This window comes from Pseudoxanthomonas sp., from assembly GCF_036845285.1.
GTDB lineage: Bacteria > Pseudomonadota > Gammaproteobacteria > Xanthomonadales > Xanthomonadaceae > Pseudoxanthomonas_A.
In genome coordinates, this window is sequence record NZ_DAIUEE010000014.1 from 96564 (window position 1) to 121039 (window position 24476).

Genomic DNA, 24476 nt, shown 5'->3' on the forward strand with positions numbered 1-24476 from the left:
CGCACATGGCGTGCGCGTACACTTCCCGGCATGAAGACCCTTGCCCTCGTCACGGCCGTGGCCGCCTGCGGCCACGATGACGATCTCGCGCCGCTGCTCGATGCCTGTGCCGAGGTCGGCCTGCATGCCCGCGCCGTGGCGTGGGACGACCCGACGGTCAGCTGGGCGCGATTCGATGCGGCCGTGCTGCGTTCGCCTTGGGACTACACCGAGCGGTTGCCGGAGTTCCTCGCCTGGTGCGCGCAGGTCGACCAGGTGACGGAACTCCTCAACCCGCTCAATGTAGTCCGCTGGAACACGGACAAGCACTATCTGGCGGATCTGGACACCGTCGGCATCCCGGTGGTGCCCACGCACTTCGTCGAACCGGACGCAGAACCGATGGAGGCGCTGGCCACGTTCCTCGCCACGTTCGATACGGCCGAATTCGTGGTCAAACCCACCGTCAGTGCCGGTGCCCGCGATACCCAACGTTACGGACGCGACCAGCAGTTCGCCGCCGGCAATCATGTCGCCCGGCTGCTCGACCAGGAGCGCGGCGTGATGCTGCAACCGTATCTCGCGTCGGTCGATCGCCGGGGCGAAACCGCCCTGCTGTATTTCGATGGACAGTTCAGCCATGCCATCCGCAAGGCCGCGCAACTCGCTCCCGGCGAGGGGGCACGGCAGGCACCGATGGCGCTGGGCGAGATCGCTGCAGGCAGCGCCAGCGCGTCCGAGTTGGCCCTGGCGGAACAGGTGCTCGCCGCGACCGCGCGGCTCAGGCAGCTGGAATCGCCCCTCGCGTACGCCCGTATCGATCTGTTGGGCGGCACCGAGGGTGAACCTTGCCTGCTGGAACTGGAGCTGACGGAGCCATCGCTCTTTTTCGCGCAGGCCCCCGGCAGTGCCGCGCGCTTCGCGGCCAGTCTGGCTTCTCGATGTGCGGACGCAACCGTACGGACTCGCATGGCCCGCGCCTGAGGGCTAAAATCCCACGTCTGCCCTCGGTCAGCCGCCGCGGCCGGGCCTCACCGTCGAATACAGGAATTCCCGCAGGATGAAGATTCTCGTCGCCTACAAGCGCGTGGTGGACTACAACGTCCGCATCCAGGTCAAGCCGGACGGGTCCGGCGTAGTCACCGAAGGCGTCAAGCTGTCCCCCAATCCCTTCGACGAAATCGCGCTGGAAGAAGCCCTGCGCCTGCGCGACAAGGGCATCGCCACCGAAGTGGTGGTTGCCACCATCGCACCCGCCGACGCCCAGGCCCACCTGCGCAACGGCCTGGCGATGGGCGCCAACCGTGCCATCCACGTGGTGACCGACCAGCCCATCCAGCCGCTGACCGCCGCCCGCACCCTGCTCAAGCTGGTCGAAAAGGAATCGCCGGACCTGGTGATCCTCGGCAAGCAGGCCATCGACGATGACGCCAATCAGACCGGCCAGATGCTGGCCACGCTGTGGGGCCGCCCGCAGGCGACGTTCGCCGGCAAGCTCGACATCGCCGACGGCAAGGCCACCGTGGTCCGCGAAGTCGATGCGGGCCTGGAAACGCTCGAAGTCGATCTACCGGCCGTCGTCACCACCGACCTGCGCCTCAACGAGCCGCGCTTCATCAAGCTGCCCGACATCATGAAGGCCAAGAGCAAGCCGCTGGAGACGCTGCAGCTGGCCGACCTGGGCGTCGACGCCGCCGACACGCACAAGACCACGCACTACGCCCCGCCTGCCAAGCGCAGCAAGGGCGTCATGGTGAAGGATGCGGCCGAACTGGTCGCCGCACTCAAACAGAAGGGGTTGCTGTAATGGCCAAGGTTCTCGTCATCGCCGAACACCTGGACGGCAAGCTCAACGCCTCCACCGCCAAGACCGTCAGCGCCGCCACCGCCGTGAAGGCCGACGCCATCGACGTGGCCGTGCTGGCCGCCGACCCGACCGCGATCGCCGCCGAAGCCGCGCAGATCGCCGGCGTCGCCAGGGTGCTGACCGTCGCCAATGCCGCCAACGCGAATGCCATCGCCCAGGTGCTGGCCCCGCAGATCGCCAAGCTCGCCGCGGGCTATACGCATGTGTTCGCGCCGTCCACCACTTTCGGCAAGGATCTGCTGCCCTGCGTCGCCGCCCTGCTCGGCGTCAACCAGGTCTCCGACCTGATGGCCGTGGAAGGACCACACACCTTCAAGCGCCCGATCTACGCTGGCAACGCGATCATCACGGTTGACGTTCCCGCCGACCAGACGGTCGTCGCCACCGTGCGTACCGCCTCCTGGCCGGAAGCCGCCAAGGGCGGCAGCGCGACCGTCGAAGCCGCCAGCGTGGACGTCGCCCTGCCGACGCACACCCGCTACATCAGCCTCGCCGCCGGCAAGTCCGACCGCCCCGACCTGCAGAGCGCCAAGCGCGTCGTCTCAGGCGGCCGTGGTGTCGGTTCCGCCGACAACTTCAAGGTCATCTACGCCCTCGCTGACAAGCTGGGCGCCGCCGTGGGCGCCTCGCGTGCCGCCGTCGATGCCGGCTACGTACCGAACGAACTGCAGGTGGGCCAGACCGGCAAGATCATCGCCCCCGAGCTGTACGTCGCCGTCGGCATCTCCGGCGCCATCCAGCACCTGACCGGCATCAAGGACGCCGGCACCATCGTGGCGATCAACAAGGACGGCGAAGCGCCGATCTTCGAGATTGCGGATATTGGGTTGGTGGGGAATTTGTTTACCCTGTTGCCTGAACTTGAGTCCCAACTCTGAACTCAACCGCTACGAGCTTCGCCAGCCCCGTCGTGGTTCAACTTAACGAGGACACCTCACTCATGAGTCGAAAACTAATTCCCGCCGTCACGCTTATCGCGATCGCTCTCAGCGGTTGTAACGACAAAATATCTGAGTACCAGGAACCTGCGGCTGTCACCCCGGCGGTACCTGCAGACACCTCGACTGAACAGGCCCAGCCGCCTACGACTCAGTTCTCAGAGTTTACGGCCGATCTCGAATCGCTTGGGAAAGTTGAGCTTTGCGCGCTGGATGCAATTAATGGCAACTCGCCACAGGAAGGCGTGTTCAAGGTGTCCAGCGCGGGCGCGGTCGCATTCGAAGGGTGGGCAGCCACCACAAGCCTCACGAATCCTGGCAACGTGACCGTTGTTATTTCCAAGCCTGGAAACGCTTTCTCAATCTCCGGCCCTGCAGGCATCAAACGGGATGACGTTGCAACCGCATACAAAGCTGAGGCACTAACCAATGCAGGCTTCAAGTTGGAGCTACCTACGCTGCAGGTACCGGCAGGTGAATATAAAGTGTCAATTCTCCACGATGAGGCCGGCGTACAAGTTTCATGCGCGAGTCCACTCATGATGATCGTCGAGCAATAGAGCATCCAACGGTCCGCCGGCGCGCATGCTGCGCCGGTAGCCTCGCATCTGCGACTCAGTCCTTGCGCAGAATCCAGACCCGGATGTCAGCCGGCAGTATCGCTAGTGCCGGTATGAGAGCGCCAAGGACGGCAGTGAGCAATCCTGCTTTCGCTGCCGACACCGACTTGTCATACCTGACACGCGAATAAAGCCCATCATGGCTCACGGTGGGAAGGGCGAACGTGTCGGCCACGGAAAATCCTGCGTTGCGTGCCAAACGCTGCATGTTCGGAGTATCGAAGTAGTGCAGGTGCGGCGATGGGAAACCAACCTGCCACATGCGGTCGAACGACCTACTTAAGCCGACACGAGCCATCGCCTTCGACAGGCGATAGAGGAATCCCGTGCGGTCGGGCGCATTGACGATGACGTGCCCGCCGGCATTGAGGTGCGCATGGCACGCGGCCAAGGTGCCAGCGACGTCGGGGATGTGCTCCAGTACGTCGTTGAAGGCAATGAGGTCATACGTTTCCGCCCCTACCACGTCCGGGAAGAAACCACTCTTCACATCGAAGCCACGGCCACGTGCGACGTCGGCAATCAACGGATCCGGTTCGATCCCCGCGACATCATACTCGCCGCTCATGCGCTGGAGGAACCAACCGTGCGCGCAACCGACATCCAGCAAGCGCCGAGGTCCTTGAGAACCGGCCGGGAGCAACAGGGCGACGCGCTTCGCGAGGAGGTCGAAATTGGCGATGCGTAGCGTTCGCAGCGCATCCTCGCGCGCATGCTCGTCCAAGTCGTTGCCGGCCTTCTGATCGAGAATCCTCGGCTCCAGACTGCTCCCTTCGTAGGAGCAGTCGGTGCACTTGAGATGCCAGGGCGCAACTCCCGGGGTGAGCGTTGCCCCACATGCCGGACACTCACTCATGCGATCTTTCCCCAACTCGTTACGAAAACCCCGAGCATGATGATGCCACCTCCAAGCAAGGTCTGGTAGCCGATCTTCTCGCCGATAAGGGAGTGTGCGAGTAATGGCACCAACAAGAACGTCAGCCCGTAGAACGGAAAGGCGAGCGACAAAGGTAGCCTCTTGAGTACCAGAATCCACATTATCGTGGCCAAGCCGTAAACGAACAGGCCGGACAACAGGCTCGGGGACAACAGGCTGCGGGGATCTCCGAACGAGACGCCCTTCGATGCCCACTTAAATAGGATCTGCCCTAGGCTGAGCAGCAGGAGCGTCGCCGCGAGCAAAAGCGCGGTCCCCCACCCTATTCGAATCGGGTCATTCATTCGAAGACCTCACCGCGAGCGCTGCCAAACGTTGCTCCAAAAGGGTGTGCATGACGCGCCTGGGCACGTTCGCGATATCGTACGAAAGGAACGCCAAGACCAATTGTATGCCCACCAACAGGGACATCGTGGGAATCATCACAGTCCCGGTGGTAGCACCCACATTTGTGGACGCTGATATCCACCAATGCCAGCACCCGAAGATCAGGCCGAATGCCAGGAGGCCCAACCCCACGAACAACTGGAGCGAAGCGAGGGGCAAGTCCCGCAATATGTAGTTGTACGCGATCCGCTTGAAGAGATTTCGCGCGTGCTTGGCCGCAAATTCGCCAACGATCCGCTTGATCTTCAAGCCGCTTTCTTCATCGCCATAACTCGCATCCATCGGGACGTCCACCACCACGGCGCGCAATATGCTCAGCCTAAAAAGCATGTCGGTCTCGAAGAAGTAGCGCTTGCTGATCTTCTCCCGTGGCACGAACCTCGCCGCATTCGCATGGATCGCCGTGTATCCGTTGGTCGGATCGAAAAGATCCCAGTACCCGGTCGAGAGTTTAGTAAACAGGGAGAGGATCGCATTGCCGAAGATCCGGACCTTTGGCATCTCGTGGATGCGCTTGAGGTCGAAGAAGCGATTGCCCTTGGTGTAGTCTGCCTCACCACGCAGGATGGGGTTGACGAACGCCATCAGTAGTCGCGGATCCATTTGCCCATCGCCATCGATCTTGACTATTACGGAAGCGCCGTCGGCCACCGCCTGGTCATACCCTGTCAGGACCGCGCCTCCGACGCCCTGGTTTTCTGCGTGCCTGAGGATGCGTAGACGCCGGTCGACGCAATGCCGCTCTATGAAGTCCGCGCTACCGTCCGGGCATGCATCATCGACGCAGTAGATCAGATCCACCTCTGGCGCAATCTTGGAAAGGACGCCCATGATGTGCCGCGTGACCCGGTAGCACGGGATGACGACGGCGATGCAAGAAGTCCCCGACTGGATCTCAAGTGCATCCGGAACGGCAGGTTCATTCATGGCTCCATCCTCGCCTCGGACTCGCGGGCCAGCACCTTCGCTGCCAAGTGGAGCGCTGGTGGCGCAAAGACGACAGCGAAGGGGAACAAGAAGTAGTAATAGCGGAAATCATTGGCCATCGCCGTCATGAACGGGAGCGCGAGCTGTGCGATGAAGAATACCGCCACCAGCCAGAGGGGGGAGAACGCCCGTCCAAACGCGAGCATGGCGGCCAGCAGGAATAGGGCTGGCAGAAGATTCCAGAAAACGGCGCGAACCAGTGGATCTCGTGTCTCCACCAAACCCGACTGAACTTTCCGCTGGACATCCAACGCCCAGGCGGGCTTCTCGGAAGTCTCAAATCGGTCGAGGACTTTGCATTGCGCCTCAATCATCCCGAAAACTTGACCGCAGTCCTGGAACGTTCCCAGATCGTAGAACGTCATGCCACCGAACGAAGTCGACGGCTGGAGTGTGCCCAGGAACATCTGAACTCTCGATGAGACGCATAGCGAGAAATTGTTAGCGCATAGCCTGGGGGTGCGTTTTAGGATGGCCCGGTAGACGTGATCGAGCTCGCCCTCCGAGATGGGCGCTGGATTGTTCCGAAAGTAGTCTGGAGAGAACTCTTTCGCGTAGTCGGTACCGAACGCCTGTACTGCGAGTCGACGATCGTACTCATGATCGTCCGAATTGTAGCCATTCTTGTTCGTAACTATGGCCAAGAATGGTTGCGAAACGGCAGAGACCTTCAATCGCAGCATGTGTGCGTTGTCATTGCTCACAAACTTGCTCGCGCCAATCGCCTGAAGCCCGGCAAAGCCAACTATCGCGAGCGCAATCGGCAACCAGAGCCTGCGTTGCGCAAGGACACTGCGCCAGCCGAGCAAGAGAGGCAACAATACCGCGTTGAAGATCATTCCGTGGCGCATGCCAAGACAGAAGAACAGCGAAAGGCCCAACAAGAGGCCATCCATCCAGGTTGCCCGATACCCTGGCTCGGCCCTCATCCTGTAAGCGAGTGCAGCCATGAACACCAAGCCATATGCGATAGGCACATCTTTCCAGACGACGCCGAGGTAGAGCAGCGTATGAAGTGACGCAGCCCAAGCAACCACGGCGACGCACCCAAGAAGCCGGGCGCCTTGGCGATGGAGAGAGTGACGTAAGGACTGGTACAGCAGCATGCAGCACCAGGCAATCTGCAAGCTGGTGTAGAGCCAGTAGGAATCCAGCGGAACCGCCAGAAACCTGACGAGCAACGCGTTCAGGAGAGGATGATAAGTCGTGTACTCACCCTCGAGAGCCTCTCGGGTTATGAATAGCGAGTCATGCGTCGCGAATCCTGGCCAAGAGTAGAACCTGGCGACGATACCTGTCAGCACGATCACCCCAAGGATGAAGGGCAGCGTCCGTCCGGCTTCCTTTCGTAGATGACTCATACTCTGCTCAATCCTCGATCAATGGCGTCCATACGCAACCTTACGGCATCGCCAAACACTTGCTCTCCAATCAGGCTCGTCGCGCTCGACAAGACTCTGGAGGTCAAAGCCTCGTCCGCGCAGGCTCGCTCGATGCTGGTCGCCCACGCCAAGGCGCTATTGTCTGACTTCATGCAATCCATGTCGGCGCGAAGCGACGAGTACGCCGGCACGTCCGAAACCAAGGCGGGCATGCCAAGCGCGGCGTAGTCCAACACCTTGATGTTGCTCTTGCTGTCATTGAATCGCGAACGCAGCAAAGGAGCTACCCCCAGCCTTCGAGCGCCTTGCCGGCAAAGCCAATACACGAAAGCCGGGTAGGACGCACCTACGTGCGAGGGGATGGCTAGCACCTCGAGCCATGGGAATTCAACATAGTGCGAGGACACACCGACGACATCTAACTTGTACCTGCCCGGCGCGCGCCGCTCAAGCAGGGCCATGGCTTCGTTGAGTAGGTCGAGATCGGCAGCGTGTGTACGAGTACCCATGTAGAGCAGCCTCGACATCGGACCACTTGCCAAGACCGGGCCACAGTCCGTTACCCACAGGCCTGGATCCAACGCATTCGTCATCAACAGTGGAGGCGATCTGGAAATGGCAGCCGAATTTCCAGCCAAGTTGGGTGTAGAGCACCAAACCTGGTCCGCAGCCTGCAACGACGCTCGGACTGCTTCGAGCTTCTCGGCGTACATGCGCCTCTCGAACTGATCATCCAGCTCGAACAGGTTGTCGTCCAGATCGTAGATCATGGTCGCACCGACTGCCTTCGCGACCTTCACAACCGCAGCGACATCATCCGAAGTGGGCAGCGCCACACGCTGCCACACGATGACATGGGGTTGGAATGCCTCGACTTCCTCTGCAACGAGGTAACGGACCTCCCAACGACCATGGGTCGCATCGCGAATCGCATCGAAGAACGTTGACAGTCGAATCGTTCCACAGGGCGACAGAACGCCTCCCAGCCGCTCGGGGATGACGGCTATCCGCATGATCATGATCGTCGCCCCCGTGGGATCGACAGCAGGAGATCAGCAAGCGATCCAGCCGAGATCGTCGGAGGAACTGTCCTGTGGAGGCCGTTCCCCGCCAATCGTTCTATGAACGCACCCAGATGGGTTGCAACGATCGGGACGCCGGAGCGAAGCGCCGTCGTCAAGGTATATGAATAGGTCTCCGGCGCCTGCGACGCAAAAAGGATGATGTCAGGCTGTGCCTCGACAACGAGCTCATCAAGCTTCGAATCATCGTACCTGCCGGAACTCGAGAACACCGGCGACAGTCTTTTCGGAACCTCGCCTTGAGGGTCGCCGATGAGGTGGATTTCAAGCGGCAATGATCTTCTCAGCACCTCTTCGGCCAATTCGAGTACCAGCTTCCTACCCTTGTGGGGTGCGAGGGCGCCGAGCAGCACGACTCGACGCTTCGTCCTCCCACCGGCAGGTACGTCAAAGGTACCAAGCGACCTCAGGTCTTCGTGCGGCACGGCCTGGAAGGCGCGCTGGAAATAGCGTTGCATCCGCGACGCGCAATCTCCACTTGGTGCTGCGAGAGCACTCGCACCGAGCACCAGCCACTCATTGTGGATCCGCCAGTTCCGGATGTCGCTCGAACCATGGCTGGGCCGCATGCTTATGCACTCGTCGCAACCTTTGAGTGCAGGCTCGCCACAGTAATTTCCCGACGCATCGGTCAACGTTACCTGCGGGCAAACAGCAAAGTAATCATGGGCCACGAAGTCAAACGGAAGGCGCGAGATCGCGATCGCCTTGCGTAGCACCTCGGTGAACCCAAGTACATGGTGGATCTGGATGCGTCCGGCTCCCATCGCCAGCAGCAAGCCGGAGAGCTCGTGGGCGTTCTTCACATCCACCTCTACAGCGAATCCGTCCGTCGCATGAGGGCACTCGACCCTCACTCTCTGGGCATAACCTTGCACGGGGCGGATCACGATCGTCCTGTTGCCGGATGGAGTCGCGCGCGCCACGTCCTGCACATGGCGCTCGGTCCCCCCACCCAAGGCATGAGTGAACAGGATGCGTACATTAATGGCCGAGGTGCGCCATCGAGCAAACGTCAGCCTGATCCGCGCATGCAGGCCGGGGTCACCGCGCACGAAATTGGTCACATCGCCTGCATACTCGGGATAGCGCCCGCGAATGATCTCCTCACCAATCAGCTTGCTCGGCTTGCTTGAGGTGGTGAAGCTGACTTCCCCGGCATGTTTGACGTATACATCGAGCGCAAGCAAGTTCTTCATGCCACTGCGCATCGCACGCTGGCAGAAGTCGACTTCCTCACCGTAGCCCTTGCCGAACGCCTCCTCATCGAACAAGCCGATCTTGCGCAACGCCTCAGCCGTGATCAACATGCAGAATCCAACGCCCGTCGGCAGCTCAACACTGAGCCCGGCATTGGTGACCGCCGCCAGCGAATCGATACTTCCCACCGTCTCCCCCTCGGGAACGGCATTGGCGCCCAGCTGCGGATAGCTGCAGATGGTTGCGTTGTTTGACATGGCTGTCACGGTGGCGACATCGCTGTTCGCGTCCACATGGCCCCGAAGTCTCGCAACCCAGTCACCTGAAACTTCCGTGTCGCTGTTCAGCAAGATGACACTGTCAAAATCCGGGAAAAGCAATGCGGACCTCATCGCCTTGTTGACTGTCCTTACGAAACCGAGGTTCTCATCATTTTCTACATAGATTAGTCGGTCATTCTCGGCCGCCAACGCACGCAAGAATTCCGTGATCTCAGGCTCAGGCGATGCATCGTTGTAGAGATGCAGGCGAAGCCTGTTCTTGGGCATGTTTTCCAGCACCGATTCTATGCAGGCTCGTGTCTCTTCCAGCCCGCGATAGACGGGAACGATGACATCAACCGGCGCGTTCGGTCGTCGTTTCGCAACGCTATCTACCTGGCTTGTCAACCGGGCCACGCTTAAGTCTCGCTTCAGATGCCGGATGCCCGCTGGTCTTCCGACGACCAGATAATGGGAGAGAGGATCCCACCCGCCAAGCGATGAACGCCCCAAGTCGACGACATACCCGAAGGCGTCGAAATCCGGTCCCGGGCTACGGCCCTCAGCAGCTCCGTAAAGGCCGAAGTGCAGCGATGGCGCCACGCCGGAACTCGCCACATCGGGATTGGCGGATTTGTACCACGCTGGATCAAAATACTCGTTCGGTCGGCGACCTTCCTGTTCACCGTAAAGCACGAAATGAATGAGCGGATTGAATCCACTCTCCCTCACGTCACCGTTATGCGCCAGATAGAACGCCTGATCGAAAAGTGCATGTGGAGCATTGAATTCCCTCCAGTTGGACAGGTATTGCACCAGGACGGCTTTGAGGGTTGGCCGCCGCCTCGCGCTTGAAAGGCGCGCAGCCACTGGATCGAACCATGGATGGGGCCTGAGTCCGATGTAGTCTCCAACAAGCCAGTAGTGAAGGAGTGCCTCACCTGCCGTGGCATCCAGGCCATAGCGTGACCTGTACCAATCCAAACCCAGCAATGGCGACGCCAGTGACAGCGAATCACCAACCAAGGCCTCCGCAAGTTCCCGTCGCCCTCCTTGAAATCCCGCTACTTGGCCAACCCACTCGGGGTCCAGCAGCGGGCTGGAGGCAATGAGGCGAATCTTCAAAGCGTCAGGCAGCACGCGCCAAGGGTTACTCAACGCCAAGCCACGGAGCACGTTGCGGAACCGGCTTCTCTTGAGGCGATCGATGATCATGCCTGGCCCTTCTTGGTCCACTTGGCCAAGTACTTCTGCCTCCAGGTCATTTCCGAGATGCGCTTCATTTCATCTATGTTTGCGTTCGCCTTCCCTAACGCTTCCGCTTGATCCCCCAACTCCTTCTTCAGAAGGTCCTGGGCCTCAAGCAACAACCCCAACCTCCCCTCGATCCTAGCCGCCATGTCGGCCAGCCTATCGGACTGGCTCGCTTGGACTTCTGCCAGGGACTCAAAAGAACGACACATCTTCTCTACCGTAGCTGACAGATCGTTCAGACGGACTGACTGGCCATGGATGCTTTCGAGAAACTCGGCCCGGATCTGCGCTAGCTGGCTCGAGCGATGCTGCATTCGTGACGAGAGCTCATCGATGTCCCGATGGATCTCATCGCGCATAGAGGCCTCGCCCACTTGGCGGCCTTGGCCAAGGATGCCCTCCCTTATTCTGAAAAGCTCATGTGCGATCGCGGAATCCGCGCTCTGATAAGAGAGAACGAACTCCAGGACGCCGTGTCCTGGGCTAGCGCGGGCGGCGGCGGAAGACCACAGATCGTCAACCGAGAACTCGAAGTAGACCTCACCGCCATCGTTGAGGAGTGACATCGCTTCGCCGTCACGGAAATGTGCGCAACTCGCGGAGATCAGGCGAAGATGTGTATCGAAGAGTGGGGACAACTCCCCGCGCGCCTCACTACCCCAGCCCCAGCGCATCGCGCGCAGAGTGTTGCAACCAGCGAGTGCTGGCGCACTGACGCGCACGACTTCGGGGCGAGCTCCGGATGGCAATACGAATCTCACAACACTGGCCGCGCCGTCACTCACCAAGCTGGAGGGCCGAACCGATAGGTCATCTGCATACCCATCATCGGTTCGTGTCCGATAGCTAAGCAGCCATCCATCTTGGGGACCTTCGGCCTCTTCTGCCCCGGCGTCCGCCCGCGTACTCTCGATGCGCAGCTTCGCCATATGGCGAAGCGCTTGACGCACATCGACCTTAGCACTGCCCGAATCCTGCTCCAGCCCATGACCCCGGAGGTGCATGGCAGCGATCTCCGCCTCCGCTGGTCTACCCAAACGGAAGCGGATGTAATCGGCGGAGAATACCTGCGAGTAGGGGACCAGATAGCCCAATAGAAAGTAGGCCAACTTGCGCCCACGCTGTCGGGGATCCTTTTCACGGACGACGAATCCGTAGGACGCATCCCCCTCGACATCGACTTCGAGCTCCAACATAAGTGCTTCGAGGCCAACGCTGGAGTTCACACAAACGACCTTCTTGCACTGCGCGAGGAAGTCCAGGACGGTAGCCGAAGAGTCGTGCTCCGCCACCCCCTGCCTGACTTGAAATCTACTGCCAGGATGACTTCGTATGAGCGGCAACTCGTGCGGGTTCTCCAGCAACGCCTTCGCAATCAGACTTGCATTGTCGAAGCCATTACTGAAAGAAATCAGGTTCGAATCATCCTCAACCTGAAGTACCACGCCCAAGCGATTTCCGGGACTGCGCTCCTCGCACTCCGTCGATGAGAATGCGCGATGAAGCTCAGGAACATCGAACTCTTGCGCCCAGACGCCCGGATCATTCTCGTAGCGCCGTGCGGCTTCCGTGTTCCCGTTCACACCGGAAAAATCGAAATAAGCCGTCGGCCGGTACTGAGGCTCGCGAAGGGGGCCCACTTCCAGATGAACTATCGGGATTCCGCGTGCCGCGGCAACTGCGCTTAGAGATGGACAGTTACTCCAGCTCAGAATTACCTCAATGTCATCTGGAAGCGAAGACAAGCCAGTCTCGAGCGCTTGCCTTATCTCTGGAACATCTTCACTCAAGAAAGCTTTGAAGAAAGCCAAAGGATTTCCACCGAAACGTGGCAGCAGCCGCGTCATCAGCTCTGGATCAAGCAGCGAGAAACGATGCAGTTCCAGAATCGCCGCATCCGGAAGAGCATAACCATGCTCAATCTGGCGATGCTGCCCGAGCTCGGTCCTACCTTTCATCGCGGCGCTATCGCACGGCTCCAGGTAATCGGCCGAAAGCAGGAACGCCATAGGCTCATCAATGGACGACAGTAGCTTGTAAAAGACCCATAAGTAAGGCGCGCTCACTCCTCGGAACGCGTATGGCGACAAGAATGCCGCGATCACAGCGTGCCAGCCTTCGCGGATACTGGCGCGAACACTACGCCGACCTGCTCGCGAGGAGACCAGAACTTAATGGACTGAATAGGACGTCGCTGATCCAGCTCTTCGCGTACCCCATTTGCAATACGCGCGAGTCCGCAGTGGATTAGGTACTCGCCAGCGCTGATAGGCAGTTTCGCCGAGAACTCGACAACTTGCCGGCCACGTTCGAGAATGATGGGGAAGCCAGCACGGATGTTATTGTCCCCCCAGATATCTCCCCCTTGCGTCTTGGTTATCGAGACACCAAGGGCAATGTCATCGAGCACTTCGGACGATGCGATCGTGAACCTGAAGGTCAGTTCCTCACCGGACCTGACAACTGGGCTTTGATCGAAACTGCTGCCATCGCGCCGAGTAATGTCCATCCTTTCGATGATCGCGCGCGCGGTTCCAAATCGCTTTTCGGAAATATCATCATTCACGCTCCGGCGCTGGGCCGCGGCCAAGTCCTCGGCCGTCACTTCCGTGTGCTCCGGATGGTTGTCGGAGACCTGCTTGGGCTTGGCCGCGAGCATTCCTTTCTCGTAAGTAAGCACCGCCGCCAACACATCGTTCGTGTCGATCTGTACGCCGCCGCCCTCCATCACGATGCACCGATCAGCGTACTCGAGGATACTGCCGGTCGAATGCGTAACCATCAGAATGGTCACGCCCCTCCTGCGCAACTCTTCCATTCTCCTGAAGCATTTGTACTGGAAGCCTATGTCACCAACGGAAAGGGCCTCGTCCACGATCAGTATCTCAGGGTCCACGCAGGCCTGGACCGCGAAGGCCAGCCTTACGTACATGCCGCTCGAGTAGGTCTTGATCGGCTGGTCAATGAATTCGCCGATGCCAGCGAACTCCTCGATTCCGGGCAGGCGCAGCTCCATTTCGCGGCGTGACAAACCGAGCAGTTCACCGTTCAGGATGACGTTCTCGCGGCCAGTGAATTCAGGATTGAAACCTGCGCCCAGTTCGAGCAACGCTGCGATACGCCCCTTTACATCCACGCTACCCTCGGAAGCTGCAAGGGTCCCGCAGATAATCTGGAGGAGGGTTGATTTTCCTGCGCCGTTCCGGCCGATGATGCCAATGGTCTCCCCTTTCATCATCTTGAAGGAGACGCCAGAGAGCGCCTTGAACTCTCGGTAGTAGTTCTTCGTGGCAAGACCGAACAGTCGCCGCAGACGCGGCAGCAGAAACTGCTTCAGCCGATCACGAGGAGTTTCATAGATCGCGAATGACTTGCTGACATTCTCGACCGAAATGGCGACCTCAGAGGACATCCGCAAACCCCTTCCGGGTCTTCTGGAACCAAGCGAATCCGGCCCACGAGACCACGATGGCCACTGTGATGCGAAGGAGATAGGTGCTGCCGTTTGAAAATCTCCCTTCGACCAGAACGCCCCGCACATCCTCGATAGTCGATGTCAGGGGATTGAAGTGCATGACCTGCTGTATCTCCGCAGGCAGCGCTGACACCGGATAGAAGATTGGCGACAAGAACAGCAGCGCCGTGGTCATCAGAAGTATCACTTGGCTGACGTCGCGCAGGTAAACCCCCAGGGATGCGAGCAACCAGCTCAGCCCAAGAGTCAGGAAGAGCATCGGGAGTATCACGACTGGGAAAAGCCATGCAGTGGCCGGGGGCACACCGAAAAAGACGAGATAGAAGAGCACCCATACCAGCAGGCTGACCGCACCGTGGAAAAGGGAGCAACCCAATGAAACCACGGGCAGTATCTCCAATGGAAAGACAACCTTCTTGACGTAATTGACGTTCATCAACACCAACGTCGGTGCCCGATTGAGGCACTCGGACAGTATGTTGAACACCAAGAGTCCCGAGAACAGGATCATCGCGAACTCAACCTTGGAGTCTGAACCCCCACTCCAGCGCGCCTTGAAGACAACGCTGAATACGAAGGTGTAAATGACCAGCATCATCAGCGGGTTGAAGAAAGACCAAAGAATGCCGAGCATGGAACCCCGGTAGCGCCCGAGTACCTCCCGTTTTACGAGGGCCCAAATCAGCGAACGATGCTTGATAAGCGTGGCAGGCATCGATGCGGGACTGATTGAAAACTCTTTCATCAATCGCCTCTCGTACGGTTGCCTGCACGCGGACAAGGGCCCGCGATCATCCGCATATTATTCAAGCGCAAGTCCCCTGCGCATGTCCCCAAGCAGGTCTTCGATCGCCTCCACACCCACACTCAACCGCACCAACCCATCACTGATCCCAAGCTTCTCCCGCCGCTCCACCGGCACGGATGCATGCGTCATCACTGCGGGGTGATTCACCAGGCTTTCAACACCGCCCAGCGATTCCGCGAGTGTGAACAACCTGGTGTTCTCGCAGAACTTTCTTGCAGCCTCGAAGCCGCCTTTCAGCACGATCGAAATGATGCCGCCATAACCCTGCATCTGGCACGTCGCCAATGCATGTTGCGGGTGCGATGCCAATCCTGGATAGATGACCTTCTCGATCGCGGGATGCGTCTCCAGCCACTGCGCCAAGGCCAGTGCGTTTTCGCAGTGTGCCTTCATCCGCAGGTGCAGGGTCTTCAGGCCGCGCAAGGCGAGGAAACTGTCGAACGGCCCCTGTACGGCGCCGATGGAGTTCTGCAGGAACGCCATCTGTTCGGTGAGTTCCGCGTCGTCGCCGACCACCACCATGCCGCCGACCATGTCGGAGTGGCCGTTGAGGTACTTGGTGGCGGAATGCATGACGATATCCGCGCCCAGTTGCAGCGGGCGCTGCAGGATCGGGGAGGCGAAGGTGTTGTCGACCACCACGCGCAGGCCGTGCTTGTGCGCGATTTCGCAGATGGCGGCGATGTCGACGATCTTCAGCATGGGGTTGGTGGGCGTTTCCACCCACACCATTCGCGTTTCCGGCCGGATGGCGGACTCGAAGGCCGCCAGGTCGGTCAGATCGACGAAGCTGAAGTCCAGTGCGGCGGTCCGCTTGCGCACGCGCTCGAACAGCCGGTAACTGCCGCCGTAGAGGTCATCCATCGCGATGACGTGGCTACCGCTGTCCAGCAGTTCCAGTACCGTCGAGGTCGCCGCCATGCCGGAGGCGAAAGCGAAGCCGCGGGAGCCTCCCTCCAACGCGGCCACGCAGCGTTCGTAGGCGAACCGGGTGGGATTGTGGGTACGCGAGTACTCGAAGCCCTGATGGACGCCCGGGCTGCTCTGCGCATAGGTGGACGTCGCGTAGATCGGCGGCATGACGGCGCCGGTGCTCGGGTCGGGCGACTGTCCGCCGTGGATGGCCAGCGTGCCCAGTGCGAGATCGCCGGCTTCTCCGCTGGCGAGGGAAGGATGTTGCGCCATGTTCTAGGTCCTTGAAGCAGCCGCGCATTCTACCAGCCGGGTCTTAACGTACTGTCCATGCCACGCCGCTCGGCCCGTGCCGGGGCACGGCGCTGAATTCCTACTGTGCGCGGCGCCGCAGGTAGTTGAGCAGGTCGATGCGGGTGATCAGGCCGAGGAAGGCATCACCATCCGTGATGATGGCTACCTGTCCGCGGTCGAACACCGGCAGCAATGCCTCGATCGGCGAGCGGACGTCCAGCCGGTCCAGCTTGCTGACCATGGCGGTGGAGACCGGGTCGCGGAAACGGGCCTCGTCGCCATAGACATGCAGCAGCACGTCACTCTCGTCCACGATGCCGGCCAGGCGGTCGCCTTCCATCACCGGCAGCTGCGAGACGTCGTACAGCTTCATCCGCTGGTAGGCGGTGGTGAGCAGGTCCGTCGGGCTGACCACCACGGTGTCGCGCTGGCTGTAGGGACGCAGGATCAGGTCGCGCAGATCGCCGTATTGGGGACGGTTGAGGAAGCCGTTGTCCAGCATCCAGTAATCGTTGTACATCTTGGACAGGTACTTGTTGCCCGTGTCGCACACGAACACCAGCACCTTCTTGGGCGTGGTCTGTTCGCGGCAGTACTTCAGGGCAGCGGCCAGCAGGGTGCCCGTGGACGACCCCCCCAGGATGCCTTCCTTCGCCAGCAGGTCGCGCGCGGTATGGAAGCTCTCGCCATCGCTGATCGCATACGCCTTCTTGACCCGGCTGAAATCCGAAATCTGCGGCAGGAAGTCCTCGCCGATCCCTTCCACCAGCCAGCTGCCGGACTTGGTGCTGAGGACGCCTTCGTTGATGTACTGGGTCAGGATGGAGCCGACCGGATCGGCCAGCACCATCTCGGTCTGCGGCGAATGCTCGGTGAAGCAGCGGGACAGGCCGGTCATGGTGCCGGAGCTGCCGCAACCGAACACGATGGCATCCAGTTGCCCGTCCATCTGGCGCAGGATTTCCGGGCCGGTGCCGAACTCGTGCGCCGCCGGGTTGTCCGGGTTGCCGAACTGGTTGATGAAGTAGGCGCCAGGCGTCTCGCGGGCGATGCGCTCGGCCAAGTCCTGGTAGTACTCAGGGTGGCCTTTGGCCACGTCGGAGCGGGTCAGGATGACCTCCGCGCCCATGGCCTTCAGGTTGAAGATCTTTTCCCGGCTCATCTTGTCCGGGACGACCAGCATCAGCTTGTAGCCCTTCTGCTGGGCCACCAGGGCCAGGCCAATGCCTGTGTTGCCAGCCGTGCCCTCCACCAGGGTCGCACCCGGCGACAGGTCACCGCGCTTCTCGGCCGCCTCGATCATCGACATGCCGATGCGGTCCTTGATGGACCCGCCCGGATTGGCGCTTTCCAGCTTCAGATAGAGGGTGCAGAGCCCGGTGTCGAGGCGTCTGGCCTGGACGATCGGCGTGTTGCCGATCAGGTCGAGTACGGAAGAGTGGATCGCCATGCGGCCGTGCATCCGGTGCGGTACGGGCCGGGATTATCGCACTTGGGTGACGCGGACGGCGACGGCCGACGAGGAGGCCGTCGCCGCCCGCGACGAGAAAACTCGGGGGGAGGCGTCAGTGGGGCTTGGCGTCGTAGATCCGGAGCAGGCGCTCCTTGGCGTGCAGCTTCTCGCGCTTCATCTGGCCGAGCAGGGTGTCGTCGATCGGCAGTACGCCGAGTTCGGCGTCGGTGACCTTCTTGTCCAGCTCGCGGTGGCGCTGGTACAGCTGCTTGAACTCCGGATCAGCCTTGATGAGCGCATCGATGTCGGACTGCGGTTGACCTTCGAACATGATCGTTACCTCCTTCAGCGGAAATACGAACGCCCCGGCCTTCACAGGCTCGGGGCGTTGGCTTGGGAGCGGAGCATCGGGTCGGTGGCGCGGGCACTTCCCACCGGAATGCCCGCTGCGGCCTGCTTGCCGGCGGCGGTTTCCTGCGGGATGGGTACTGGCGTCATCGGGTCGATTCTCCGGTGAGCCAAGCGACGGGAGCCGCTTGGATATACGACCCTACTCCTCGACTTCCAGCCCGGCAAGGCCTGAGTCAAGCAATTGATTTACAAAGAATTACACGGAAAAGGCAGTATTCAGACAACTTGCCCGAAAGCCGCCTTGCTTCGTCCAAAGGACTGATTTACATGGGGAAATCAATGCGTGATGACGACTTCAAGCGCACGCGCCTTGGTGCCCGCACCCTTGGCGGCGCCCTGCAGGCGTGATTTCGCGATGCCTGCCGCCGTCAGCGCATCCCGCAACGCATCGGCACGGCGCTGCCCCGGCGTCTGGCCGTCACCGAAGCCCTCGATGCGGGCGCGAGCCTTGGGATTCGCCTGCAGGTAGGCCGCCAGCGCGCTTGCGCTGGATGCCCCCCGCGCGGACAGCTTGGCGGAGCCGCTGGCGAACGCGTCAGCCCCGAGCGTGAAGACTTCGCCACGCGTCTCGAACTTCGACGCCGGCAACTTGGCGCCGGACACCAACTCGGCCTCCTCGCGTGCCAGCTTCAGCTCCCGCTGGCGCGCTGCGCTCAGGCGGTTCGCCTGCTGGCCAGCGACCGTGTCCAGCGTGGTTTCCGCCTCCTGCCGCGCGAGCGCTTCGGCCTCGGCCGCCAGGCGAAGACGCTCGGTTTCCTCGGCCTGGATCTGCGCCTGCACGCGCAGGCGTTCGGCCTCCCGACGGGCACGCTCGGCCTCGCGACGGCTCGCTTCCACCAGCAGTTCGCTGCGCGTGCGGTCCAGCCGTTCGACGTCACGGCGGGCCGCCTGGGTGCGGGCGGCGATTTCGGCGATCTCGACGCGGCGCTCGGCCAGGTACTGAGCGGTATCGCGCTGACTACGGCGCGCCTTGTCGAACGTGGCAATGGCGTTCTGGGCCTGCAGCTTTTCGTAAGACGCCATCTCGGCGAGCACGGGATCGGCCTGCAAGGCGCCCAGTCGCTGGTTCAGCTGCACGACCACGGGGTTGTCGGCCGCCATCGCGGTCGACGTCGCCAGCACTGCGGCCAGGCCCAGAACAGTCGCACGGATCTTCATGCGGGGCGCGCTCATCGCCGGCCCTCCGCGCCGATCTGCCGCTGCAGGTCGGCGATCTCCGCCTTGCGATGTGCGACCTCGGCCGTCGCTACGGCTTCCTGGCTGCGCGCGCGGGCCAGATCCGCGTCCACCGCTGCCCGCTGCGCGAGGTCCAGCGCCTTCTTCTTGTCGCGCGCGGCATGCGCAGCCTGGGCCTGGGCCAGCGCCTGTCGCGCGGTGGCCAGTTGCTCCGGCGCGTACTGGTCCGCGTCGGCCTGGTCGGCGCGCTGCACGGCCTGCACCGCCGCTTCCAGTTCGGGCGTCAGCGCCGCCTGTGCAAAGGCAGGAGCGCCGGACAAGGCCAATGCCGCTACTGCGGTGGCCATCACATGCAGGGGCCTGCGGAAGTGTGCGAAGCTAACGATCATTGGGGTGCCGTGACGTTGAGGGGTGCGCGCGGCCATTGTCGGAAGCCTTTGGCGCCGTTGCAACGTCGCCGCGCATCGTGGGGAGCTTTGCATATGGACATCGGCTATTTCCTGAAGCTGATGACCGAGAAGAACGCCTCGGACATGTTTCTCACGACCGGGGCGCCGGTCTACATCAAGATCGAGGGCAAGCTCTACCCGCTGGGCAATACCGGGCTGCCGCCCGGCATGGTCAAGAAGATCGCCTACTCGTTGATGGACGAGGGCCAAGTGCCGGTCTTCGAGCGCGAACTCGAGCTCAACATGGCCATCGCCCTGCAGGATGCCGGCCGCTTCCGCGTCAACGTGTTCAAGCAGCGCGGCGAAGTGGGCATGGTCATCCGCGCCATCCGCAGCGTGATCCCCAGCATCGAAGAGCTGAACCTGCCGTCCGTGCTGAAGGACATCATCATGACCCCGCGTGGTCTGGTACTGATCGTCGGCTCCACCGGTTCGGGCAAGTCGACCTCGCTGGCGTCGATGATCGACTACCGCAACACCACCAGCACCGGCCATATCCTCACCATCGAGGATCCTATCGAGTACCTGCACCGGCACAAGCAGTCGATCGTCAACCAGCGTGAAGTGGGCCTGGACACCCACGCCTTCCACAATGCGTTGAAGAACGCGATGCGCGAGGCGCCGGACGTCATCCTGATCGGCGAAATCCTCGACGCCACCACCATGGAGGCCGCCATCGCCTTCGCCGAGACCGGCCACCTGTGCCTGGCGACGCTGCACTCGAACAATGCCGATCAGACCATCGAGCGCATCCTCAACTTCTTCCCCGAGAGCGCGCACAAGAACGTGCTGATGAACCTGGCGCTGAACCTGCGCGCGGTGGTGTCGCAGCGCCTGGTGAAGGGCGCCGACGGTCGCCGCATGCCGGCCGCCGAAGTGCTGATCAACACGCCGATGATCCGCGACCTGCTGCGTCGCGGGCAGGTGCACGAGATCAAGGCCGCGATGGAAGAGTCGCTGGAGGAAGGCATGGAGACCTTCGACCAGTGTCTGTTCCGCATGGTGAAGGAGGGCCAGATCGAGCAGGAGGAAGCGCTGCGCGCCGCCGATTCGCGCGACGGCCTGGCCTTGAAGTTCCGCCTGTCCGAAGGCAGCAAGGGCGAACACGACCCCTATGCCGACTACGACGCCGGCAACAGTTCGCCACGCATCACGCACGGCTTCGGCTGAGGTAGGCTACCGCAGGATTGCGACAGGGAACGGGCGGGGAAACCCGCCCGTTTTCATTCGGACGCACCGCTCACGCGTTGGCGTCGGGCTGGTTTTCGGGTCGCGCCAGGTCGAAGGCCGGCAGGGCCAGGCAGGCCTGTTCGATGCGGACGATGGTCGGGAAGGCGCTCATGTCCACGCCGAACCGGCGCGCGTTGAACACTTGCGGCACCAGGCAGCAGTCCGCCAGGCCGGGAGTCTGCCCGTGGCAGAAGGTGCCCGTGGCTGCCTCCCCCGCGAGCAACGCCTCCATCGGGGCGAACCCTTCCATGATCCAGTGTTTCACCCAGTCGTCGCGCTCGGCTTGCGGCACGTTCCAGGTGCCCTCGAAGTACTGCAGCACGCGCAGGTTGTTGAGGGGGTGGATATCGCAGGCGACCATCAGTGCCAGCGCGCGCACGCGGGCGCGGTCGCGGGCCGTCATCGGCAGCAGGCGCGGCGACGGCCAGGCTTCGTCGAGGTATTCGAGGATGGCCAATGACTGCCGGATCACGCGCGCGCCGTGCTGCAGCGTGGGCACCATGTGCTGGGGATTCTTGGCGACATAGCCCGGCGCATGCTGCTGCCCGCCGTCGCGGACCAGGTGCACGGGCGCCGTCTCGTAGGCCAGACCCTTGAGATTCAGCCCGATGCGCACGCGATAGGCGGCGCTCGAGCGCCAGTACGAATACAGCCTGAGTTGCTCAGCCATGCAAGCCGCTCCCCGCGGTTTGCGCCTTCGAATGCCCGGAATCCGCGTCCATGTCTGCCCCGCTCCGTCCTGGGTTCACAGTGGGACCGGGCGCACCTTCAAGGCAAGGGTTGTGGCTCGATCCGCTGTTCGATCGCCCCGAAAATGGAACGGCCGTCACGATCCGTCATTTCGATGCGGACCACGTCACCGAAGCGCATGAAGGGCGTGGACGGCTTGCCGTCGCGCAGCGTCTCGACCGTGCGCTTCTCGGCGAAGCAGGATGCGCCCTTGGACGTGTCCTCGTTGGCGATGGTGCCGGAACCGACGATCGTGCCCGCCGACAACGGGCGCGTCTTGGCGGCATGCGCGACCAACTGGGCGAAATCGAACTGCATGTCGACGCCGGCCTCCGGCGCGCCGAACCACTCGCCATTGATGTGCGTCAGCAGCGGCAGGTGCACTTTGTTGTCGCGCCAGGCGTCGTCCAGCTCGTCCGGCGTCACGAACACCGGCGACAGCGCAGAGCGTGGCTTGGACTGCAGGAAGCCGAAGCCCTTCGCCAGTTCGCCCGGGATCAGGTTGCGCAGCGACACGTCGTTGACCAGGCCGATCAGCTGGATGTGGCCCGACGCCTGTGCGGGCGTGACCGCCATGGGTACGTCGTCGGTGATGACGACGATCTCCGCTTCCAGATCGATGCCATGGTCTTCGCTGACCACCTTTACCGGATCGCGCGGACCGTGGAACGCGGCGCTGGTGGCCTGGTACATCAGCGGATCGGTGTAGAAGCTTGCCGGGACTTCGGCATTGCGTGCGCGGCGGACGCGCTCGACGTGCGGCAGGTAGGCGCTGCCGTCGACGAACTCGTAGGCGCGCGGCAACGGCGCGGCAAGCGCCTGCAGGTCGATGTCGAAGGCGCCGTCGGCGTCGCCGGCATTGAGGGATTCGGACAGCGCGTTGAGGCGCGGCGCGACGTTGCTCCAGTCCTCCAGGGCGCGCTGCAACGTCGGCGCGATGCCGGTGGCGCGCACGCCGCGGGCCAGATCACGCGACACCACGATCAGCGTACCGTCGCGACCACCTTCCTTCAGGGAACCCAGCTTCATCGCCACTCCAGATGCCGGCGCCCACGCGCCATGGTTTCAATTGTAATCAAATAGCGGGCACGATCAGGCTACCGTCGCGTCACCCTGGAATCCGTCCCGGCGGAAGGTCAGCACCAGCGTATCGCGGTGACCGTGACCATCCAGCGGCTGGATGGGGGTGGATTCGTGGATCACGCGCTCGTCGTCGAGGAACAGCAACGACCACGGCGCTTCCAGCGTGAAGCGCTGGCCATCCGGTCCGGCCGCCGCGAACACCCGCGTTTCGCCGCCCTTGATGCCCGTCCGGCCCAGCAGCAGCACGGCCACGAAATCCACGCCATCGCGGTGTGCGCCCTCGGGCGTGGGACGTCCGATCCCATCGGTAGTATCGATGCGGAACTGGTGCGCCTCTACGTACCAGGGGCGCTCGCCCTTCAGCGCGGAACACCAGCGGCCGAGGCCCGCCAGCAGTTGTTGCCAACCGGTGCTGGACGCCACGCCCGGCTCGATCGGCTGGAACCAGCGCTGCATGCCGCCGTGCAGGGCGTTGTAGTCCAGTGACTGCCAGTGCGCGCGATGCGGCGCCTGCTGAAGGCGGTCCGCATCGACCACGAAGCAGGAATGCCGCCGCCGCCGGTAGCGGCCGCCGTCCTTGAGGTATTCGTCGACCTCCAGCCGCTCCCAACTCGGCAGCAGGGGATCGAGCGCTTCCAGGTCCACGCCGACCGCGTCGGCCATGGCGCGCGGTTCGAGCACGACGTAACCGCGCTCCTGCATGCGACGCAGGGCATCGTCGGGCGGGCAGAAAGGCGGTTGGAACATCGCGACCATGACAGATCCCCTCAACGCAAAAACCCGCCATAGGCGGGCTTTTGCGGATGTCCAGTGGACGTCGGATTGGCAGCCCCGGATGGATTCGAACCACCGAATGCCTGAGTCAGAGTCAGGTGCCTTACCGCTTGGCGACGGGGCTGTGTAACCAGCGACGCGTAGTGTAACGCGTCTGTTAGCGCTTGGAGAACTGCGTGGCGCGACGCGCCTTGTGCAGACCGACCTTCTTGCGCTCGACTTCGCGCGCATCACGGGTCATGAAGCCTGCCTGGCGCAGTTCCGACTTCAGGGTTTCATCGTATTCCACCAGCGCGCGGGCGATGCCCAGGCGGATGGCGCCGGCCTGGCCGGTGGTGCCGCCGCCGGTCGTGGTGACCTTGATGTCGAAGCTCTCGGTGTTCTTGGTCAGCTCCAGCGGCTGGCGCACGATCATGCGCGCGGTCTCACGGCCGAAGAACTCGTCCAGCGGACGGTCGTTGACGGTGATGTTGCCGGTGCCCTTGCGCAGGAACACGCGGGCAGTGGAGGACTTGCGACGGCCGGTGCCGTAGTTCTGAGTGATAGTCATGATTAGATGTCCAGGACCTGCGGCTGCTGAGCGGCGTGCGGATGATTCGGGCCGGCGTAAACCTTGAGCTTGCGGTACATGTCGCGGCCCAGCGGGCCCTTCGGCAGCATGCCCTTGACGGCGGTTTCGATGACGCGTTCCGGGTGGCGCTCCAGCGCCTGCGCCAGGGTCTCGGTCTTCAGGTTGCCGATGTAGCCGGTGAAGCGGTGGTACTTCTTGTCGGCCAGCTTGTTGCCGGT

At 62.0% G+C, this 24476-nt stretch carries 25 protein-coding genes and 1 tRNA gene; 5 read left to right on the forward strand and 21 right to left on the reverse strand.

Going from position 1 to position 24476, the window contains the following annotated elements:
* The first annotated feature begins 30 nt into the window (after window positions 1–30).
* The 4 genes from V7060_RS15695 to V7060_RS15710 all read left to right on the forward strand — a co-directional run bounded on the left by V7060_RS15695 (window position 31) and on the right by V7060_RS15710 (window position 3344).
* Window positions 31–963 (forward strand): hypothetical protein, encoded by a 933-nt coding sequence (locus V7060_RS15695; RefSeq protein WP_334180182.1) that lies wholly within the window; start codon window positions 31–33, stop codon window positions 961–963.
* A gap of 76 nt (window positions 964–1039) precedes the next feature.
* Window positions 1040–1786, forward strand: a complete 747-nt coding sequence (locus V7060_RS15700) for an electron transfer flavoprotein subunit beta/FixA family protein (protein ID WP_334180183.1) — start codon at window positions 1040–1042, stop codon at window positions 1784–1786.
* Window positions 1786–2724 carry an electron transfer flavoprotein subunit alpha/FixB family protein gene (locus tag V7060_RS15705; protein WP_334180184.1) on the forward strand — a complete coding sequence of 313 codons (939 nt, stop codon included), beginning with the start codon at window positions 1786–1788 and terminating at the stop codon, window positions 2722–2724. Before V7060_RS15700 ends, V7060_RS15705 begins: the two co-directional genes overlap by 1 nt.
* A 62-nt stretch (window positions 2725–2786) precedes the next feature.
* Window positions 2787–3344, forward strand: a complete 558-nt coding sequence (locus V7060_RS15710; RefSeq protein ID WP_334180185.1) for a hypothetical protein — start codon at window positions 2787–2789, stop codon at window positions 3342–3344.
* A 55-nt stretch (window positions 3345–3399) separates the two neighbouring features.
* On the opposite strand, the gene V7060_RS15715 is transcribed toward V7060_RS15710, so the two are convergent.
* The 15 genes from V7060_RS15715 to V7060_RS15785 all read right to left on the reverse strand — a co-directional run bounded on the left by V7060_RS15715 (window position 3400) and on the right by V7060_RS15785 (window position 19811).
* Window positions 3400–4260, reverse strand: coding sequence for a class I SAM-dependent methyltransferase (locus V7060_RS15715; protein ID WP_334180186.1), 861 nt, complete (start codon window positions 4258–4260; stop codon window positions 3400–3402).
* Entirely contained in the window at window positions 4257–4625 is a 369-nt protein-coding gene (locus V7060_RS15720) for an EamA family transporter (RefSeq protein ID WP_334180187.1), read from the reverse strand. Before V7060_RS15720 ends, V7060_RS15715 begins: the two co-directional genes overlap by 4 nt.
* Window positions 4618–5655, reverse strand: coding sequence for a glycosyltransferase family 2 protein (locus V7060_RS15725; RefSeq protein ID WP_334180188.1), 1038 nt, complete (start codon window positions 5653–5655; stop codon window positions 4618–4620). The genes V7060_RS15720 and V7060_RS15725 overlap by 8 nt, the downstream gene beginning before the upstream one ends.
* Entirely contained in the window at window positions 5652–7076 is a 1425-nt protein-coding gene (locus tag V7060_RS15730; RefSeq protein ID WP_334180189.1) for a hypothetical protein, read from the reverse strand. Before V7060_RS15730 ends, V7060_RS15725 begins: the two co-directional genes overlap by 4 nt.
* Window positions 7073–8110, reverse strand: coding sequence for a hypothetical protein (locus V7060_RS15735; RefSeq protein ID WP_334180190.1), 1038 nt, complete (start codon window positions 8108–8110; stop codon window positions 7073–7075). Before V7060_RS15735 ends, V7060_RS15730 begins: the two co-directional genes overlap by 4 nt.
* 2 nt (window positions 8111–8112) lie before the next feature.
* Complete coding sequence (locus V7060_RS15740) at window positions 8113–10854, reverse strand: glycosyltransferase (protein WP_334180191.1); 2742 nt, start codon at window positions 10852–10854, stop codon at window positions 8113–8115.
* A complete protein-coding gene (locus tag V7060_RS15745) occupies window positions 10851–12902 on the reverse strand; it encodes a hypothetical protein (RefSeq protein WP_334180192.1) in 2052 nt (683 codons plus the stop codon). The genes V7060_RS15740 and V7060_RS15745 overlap by 4 nt, the downstream gene beginning before the upstream one ends.
* Before the next feature lie 92 nt (window positions 12903–12994).
* Entirely contained in the window at window positions 12995–14305 is a 1311-nt protein-coding gene (locus V7060_RS15750; RefSeq protein ID WP_334180193.1) for an ABC transporter ATP-binding protein, read from the reverse strand.
* Window positions 14295–15113, reverse strand: coding sequence for an ABC transporter permease (locus tag V7060_RS15755; RefSeq protein WP_334180194.1), 819 nt, complete (start codon window positions 15111–15113; stop codon window positions 14295–14297). Before V7060_RS15755 ends, V7060_RS15750 begins: the two co-directional genes overlap by 11 nt.
* Before the next feature lie 57 nt (window positions 15114–15170).
* A complete protein-coding gene (locus V7060_RS15760; RefSeq protein ID WP_334180195.1) occupies window positions 15171–16361 on the reverse strand; it encodes a cystathionine gamma-synthase in 1191 nt (396 codons plus the stop codon).
* A gap of 100 nt (window positions 16362–16461) precedes the next feature.
* Entirely contained in the window at window positions 16462–17832 is a 1371-nt protein-coding gene (locus V7060_RS15765; protein ID WP_334180196.1) for a pyridoxal-phosphate dependent enzyme, read from the reverse strand.
* A 115-nt stretch (window positions 17833–17947) separates the two neighbouring features.
* Window positions 17948–18166, reverse strand: coding sequence for a YdcH family protein (locus V7060_RS15770; protein WP_192270526.1), 219 nt, complete (start codon window positions 18164–18166; stop codon window positions 17948–17950).
* A gap of 41 nt (window positions 18167–18207) precedes the next feature.
* Window positions 18208–18333, reverse strand: a complete 126-nt coding sequence (locus V7060_RS15775; protein ID WP_334180197.1) for a hypothetical protein — start codon at window positions 18331–18333, stop codon at window positions 18208–18210.
* 189 nt (window positions 18334–18522) lie between these two features.
* Entirely contained in the window at window positions 18523–19404 is an 882-nt protein-coding gene (locus tag V7060_RS15780) for an OmpA family protein (protein WP_334180208.1), read from the reverse strand.
* Between the two features lie 11 nt (window positions 19405–19415).
* On the reverse strand, window positions 19416–19811 hold the full coding sequence (locus tag V7060_RS15785) for a DUF4398 domain-containing protein (RefSeq protein ID WP_334180209.1): 396 nt from the start codon (window positions 19809–19811) through the stop codon (window positions 19416–19418).
* 93 nt (window positions 19812–19904) lie between these two features.
* Here V7060_RS15785 and V7060_RS15790 point away from each other — a divergent pair, with 93 nt between their 5' ends.
* Window positions 19905–21041, forward strand: a complete 1137-nt coding sequence (locus V7060_RS15790; RefSeq protein ID WP_310161951.1) for a PilT/PilU family type 4a pilus ATPase — start codon at window positions 19905–19907, stop codon at window positions 21039–21041.
* Window positions 21042–21111: 70 nt separating this feature from the next.
* Here V7060_RS15790 and maiA read toward each other — a convergent pair whose 3' ends face one another.
* From maiA to rplM, 6 genes are all read right to left on the reverse strand, one after another.
* Complete coding sequence (gene maiA / locus V7060_RS15795; RefSeq protein WP_334180198.1) at window positions 21112–21771, reverse strand: maleylacetoacetate isomerase; 660 nt, start codon at window positions 21769–21771, stop codon at window positions 21112–21114.
* A gap of 98 nt (window positions 21772–21869) precedes the next feature.
* Window positions 21870–22859: a fumarylacetoacetate hydrolase family protein gene (locus V7060_RS15800; protein ID WP_334180199.1), complete on the reverse strand. Its 990-nt coding sequence runs from the start codon at window positions 22857–22859 to the stop codon at window positions 21870–21872.
* A gap of 63 nt (window positions 22860–22922) precedes the next feature.
* Window positions 22923–23669, reverse strand: coding sequence for a 2OG-Fe dioxygenase family protein (locus V7060_RS15805; RefSeq protein WP_334180200.1), 747 nt, complete (start codon window positions 23667–23669; stop codon window positions 22923–22925).
* 67 nt (window positions 23670–23736) lie between these two features.
* Window positions 23737–23811, reverse strand: a tRNA-Gln gene (locus V7060_RS15810).
* Window positions 23812–23844: 33 nt separating this feature from the next.
* Window positions 23845–24237 (reverse strand): 30S ribosomal protein S9, encoded by a 393-nt coding sequence (gene rpsI / locus V7060_RS15815; protein WP_334180201.1) that lies wholly within the window; start codon window positions 24235–24237, stop codon window positions 23845–23847.
* Window positions 24238–24239: 2 nt separating this feature from the next.
* Window positions 24240–24476: 50S ribosomal protein L13 (gene rplM, locus V7060_RS15820; protein ID WP_334180202.1), on the reverse strand; the 237-nt coding region annotated here is incomplete at its 5' end.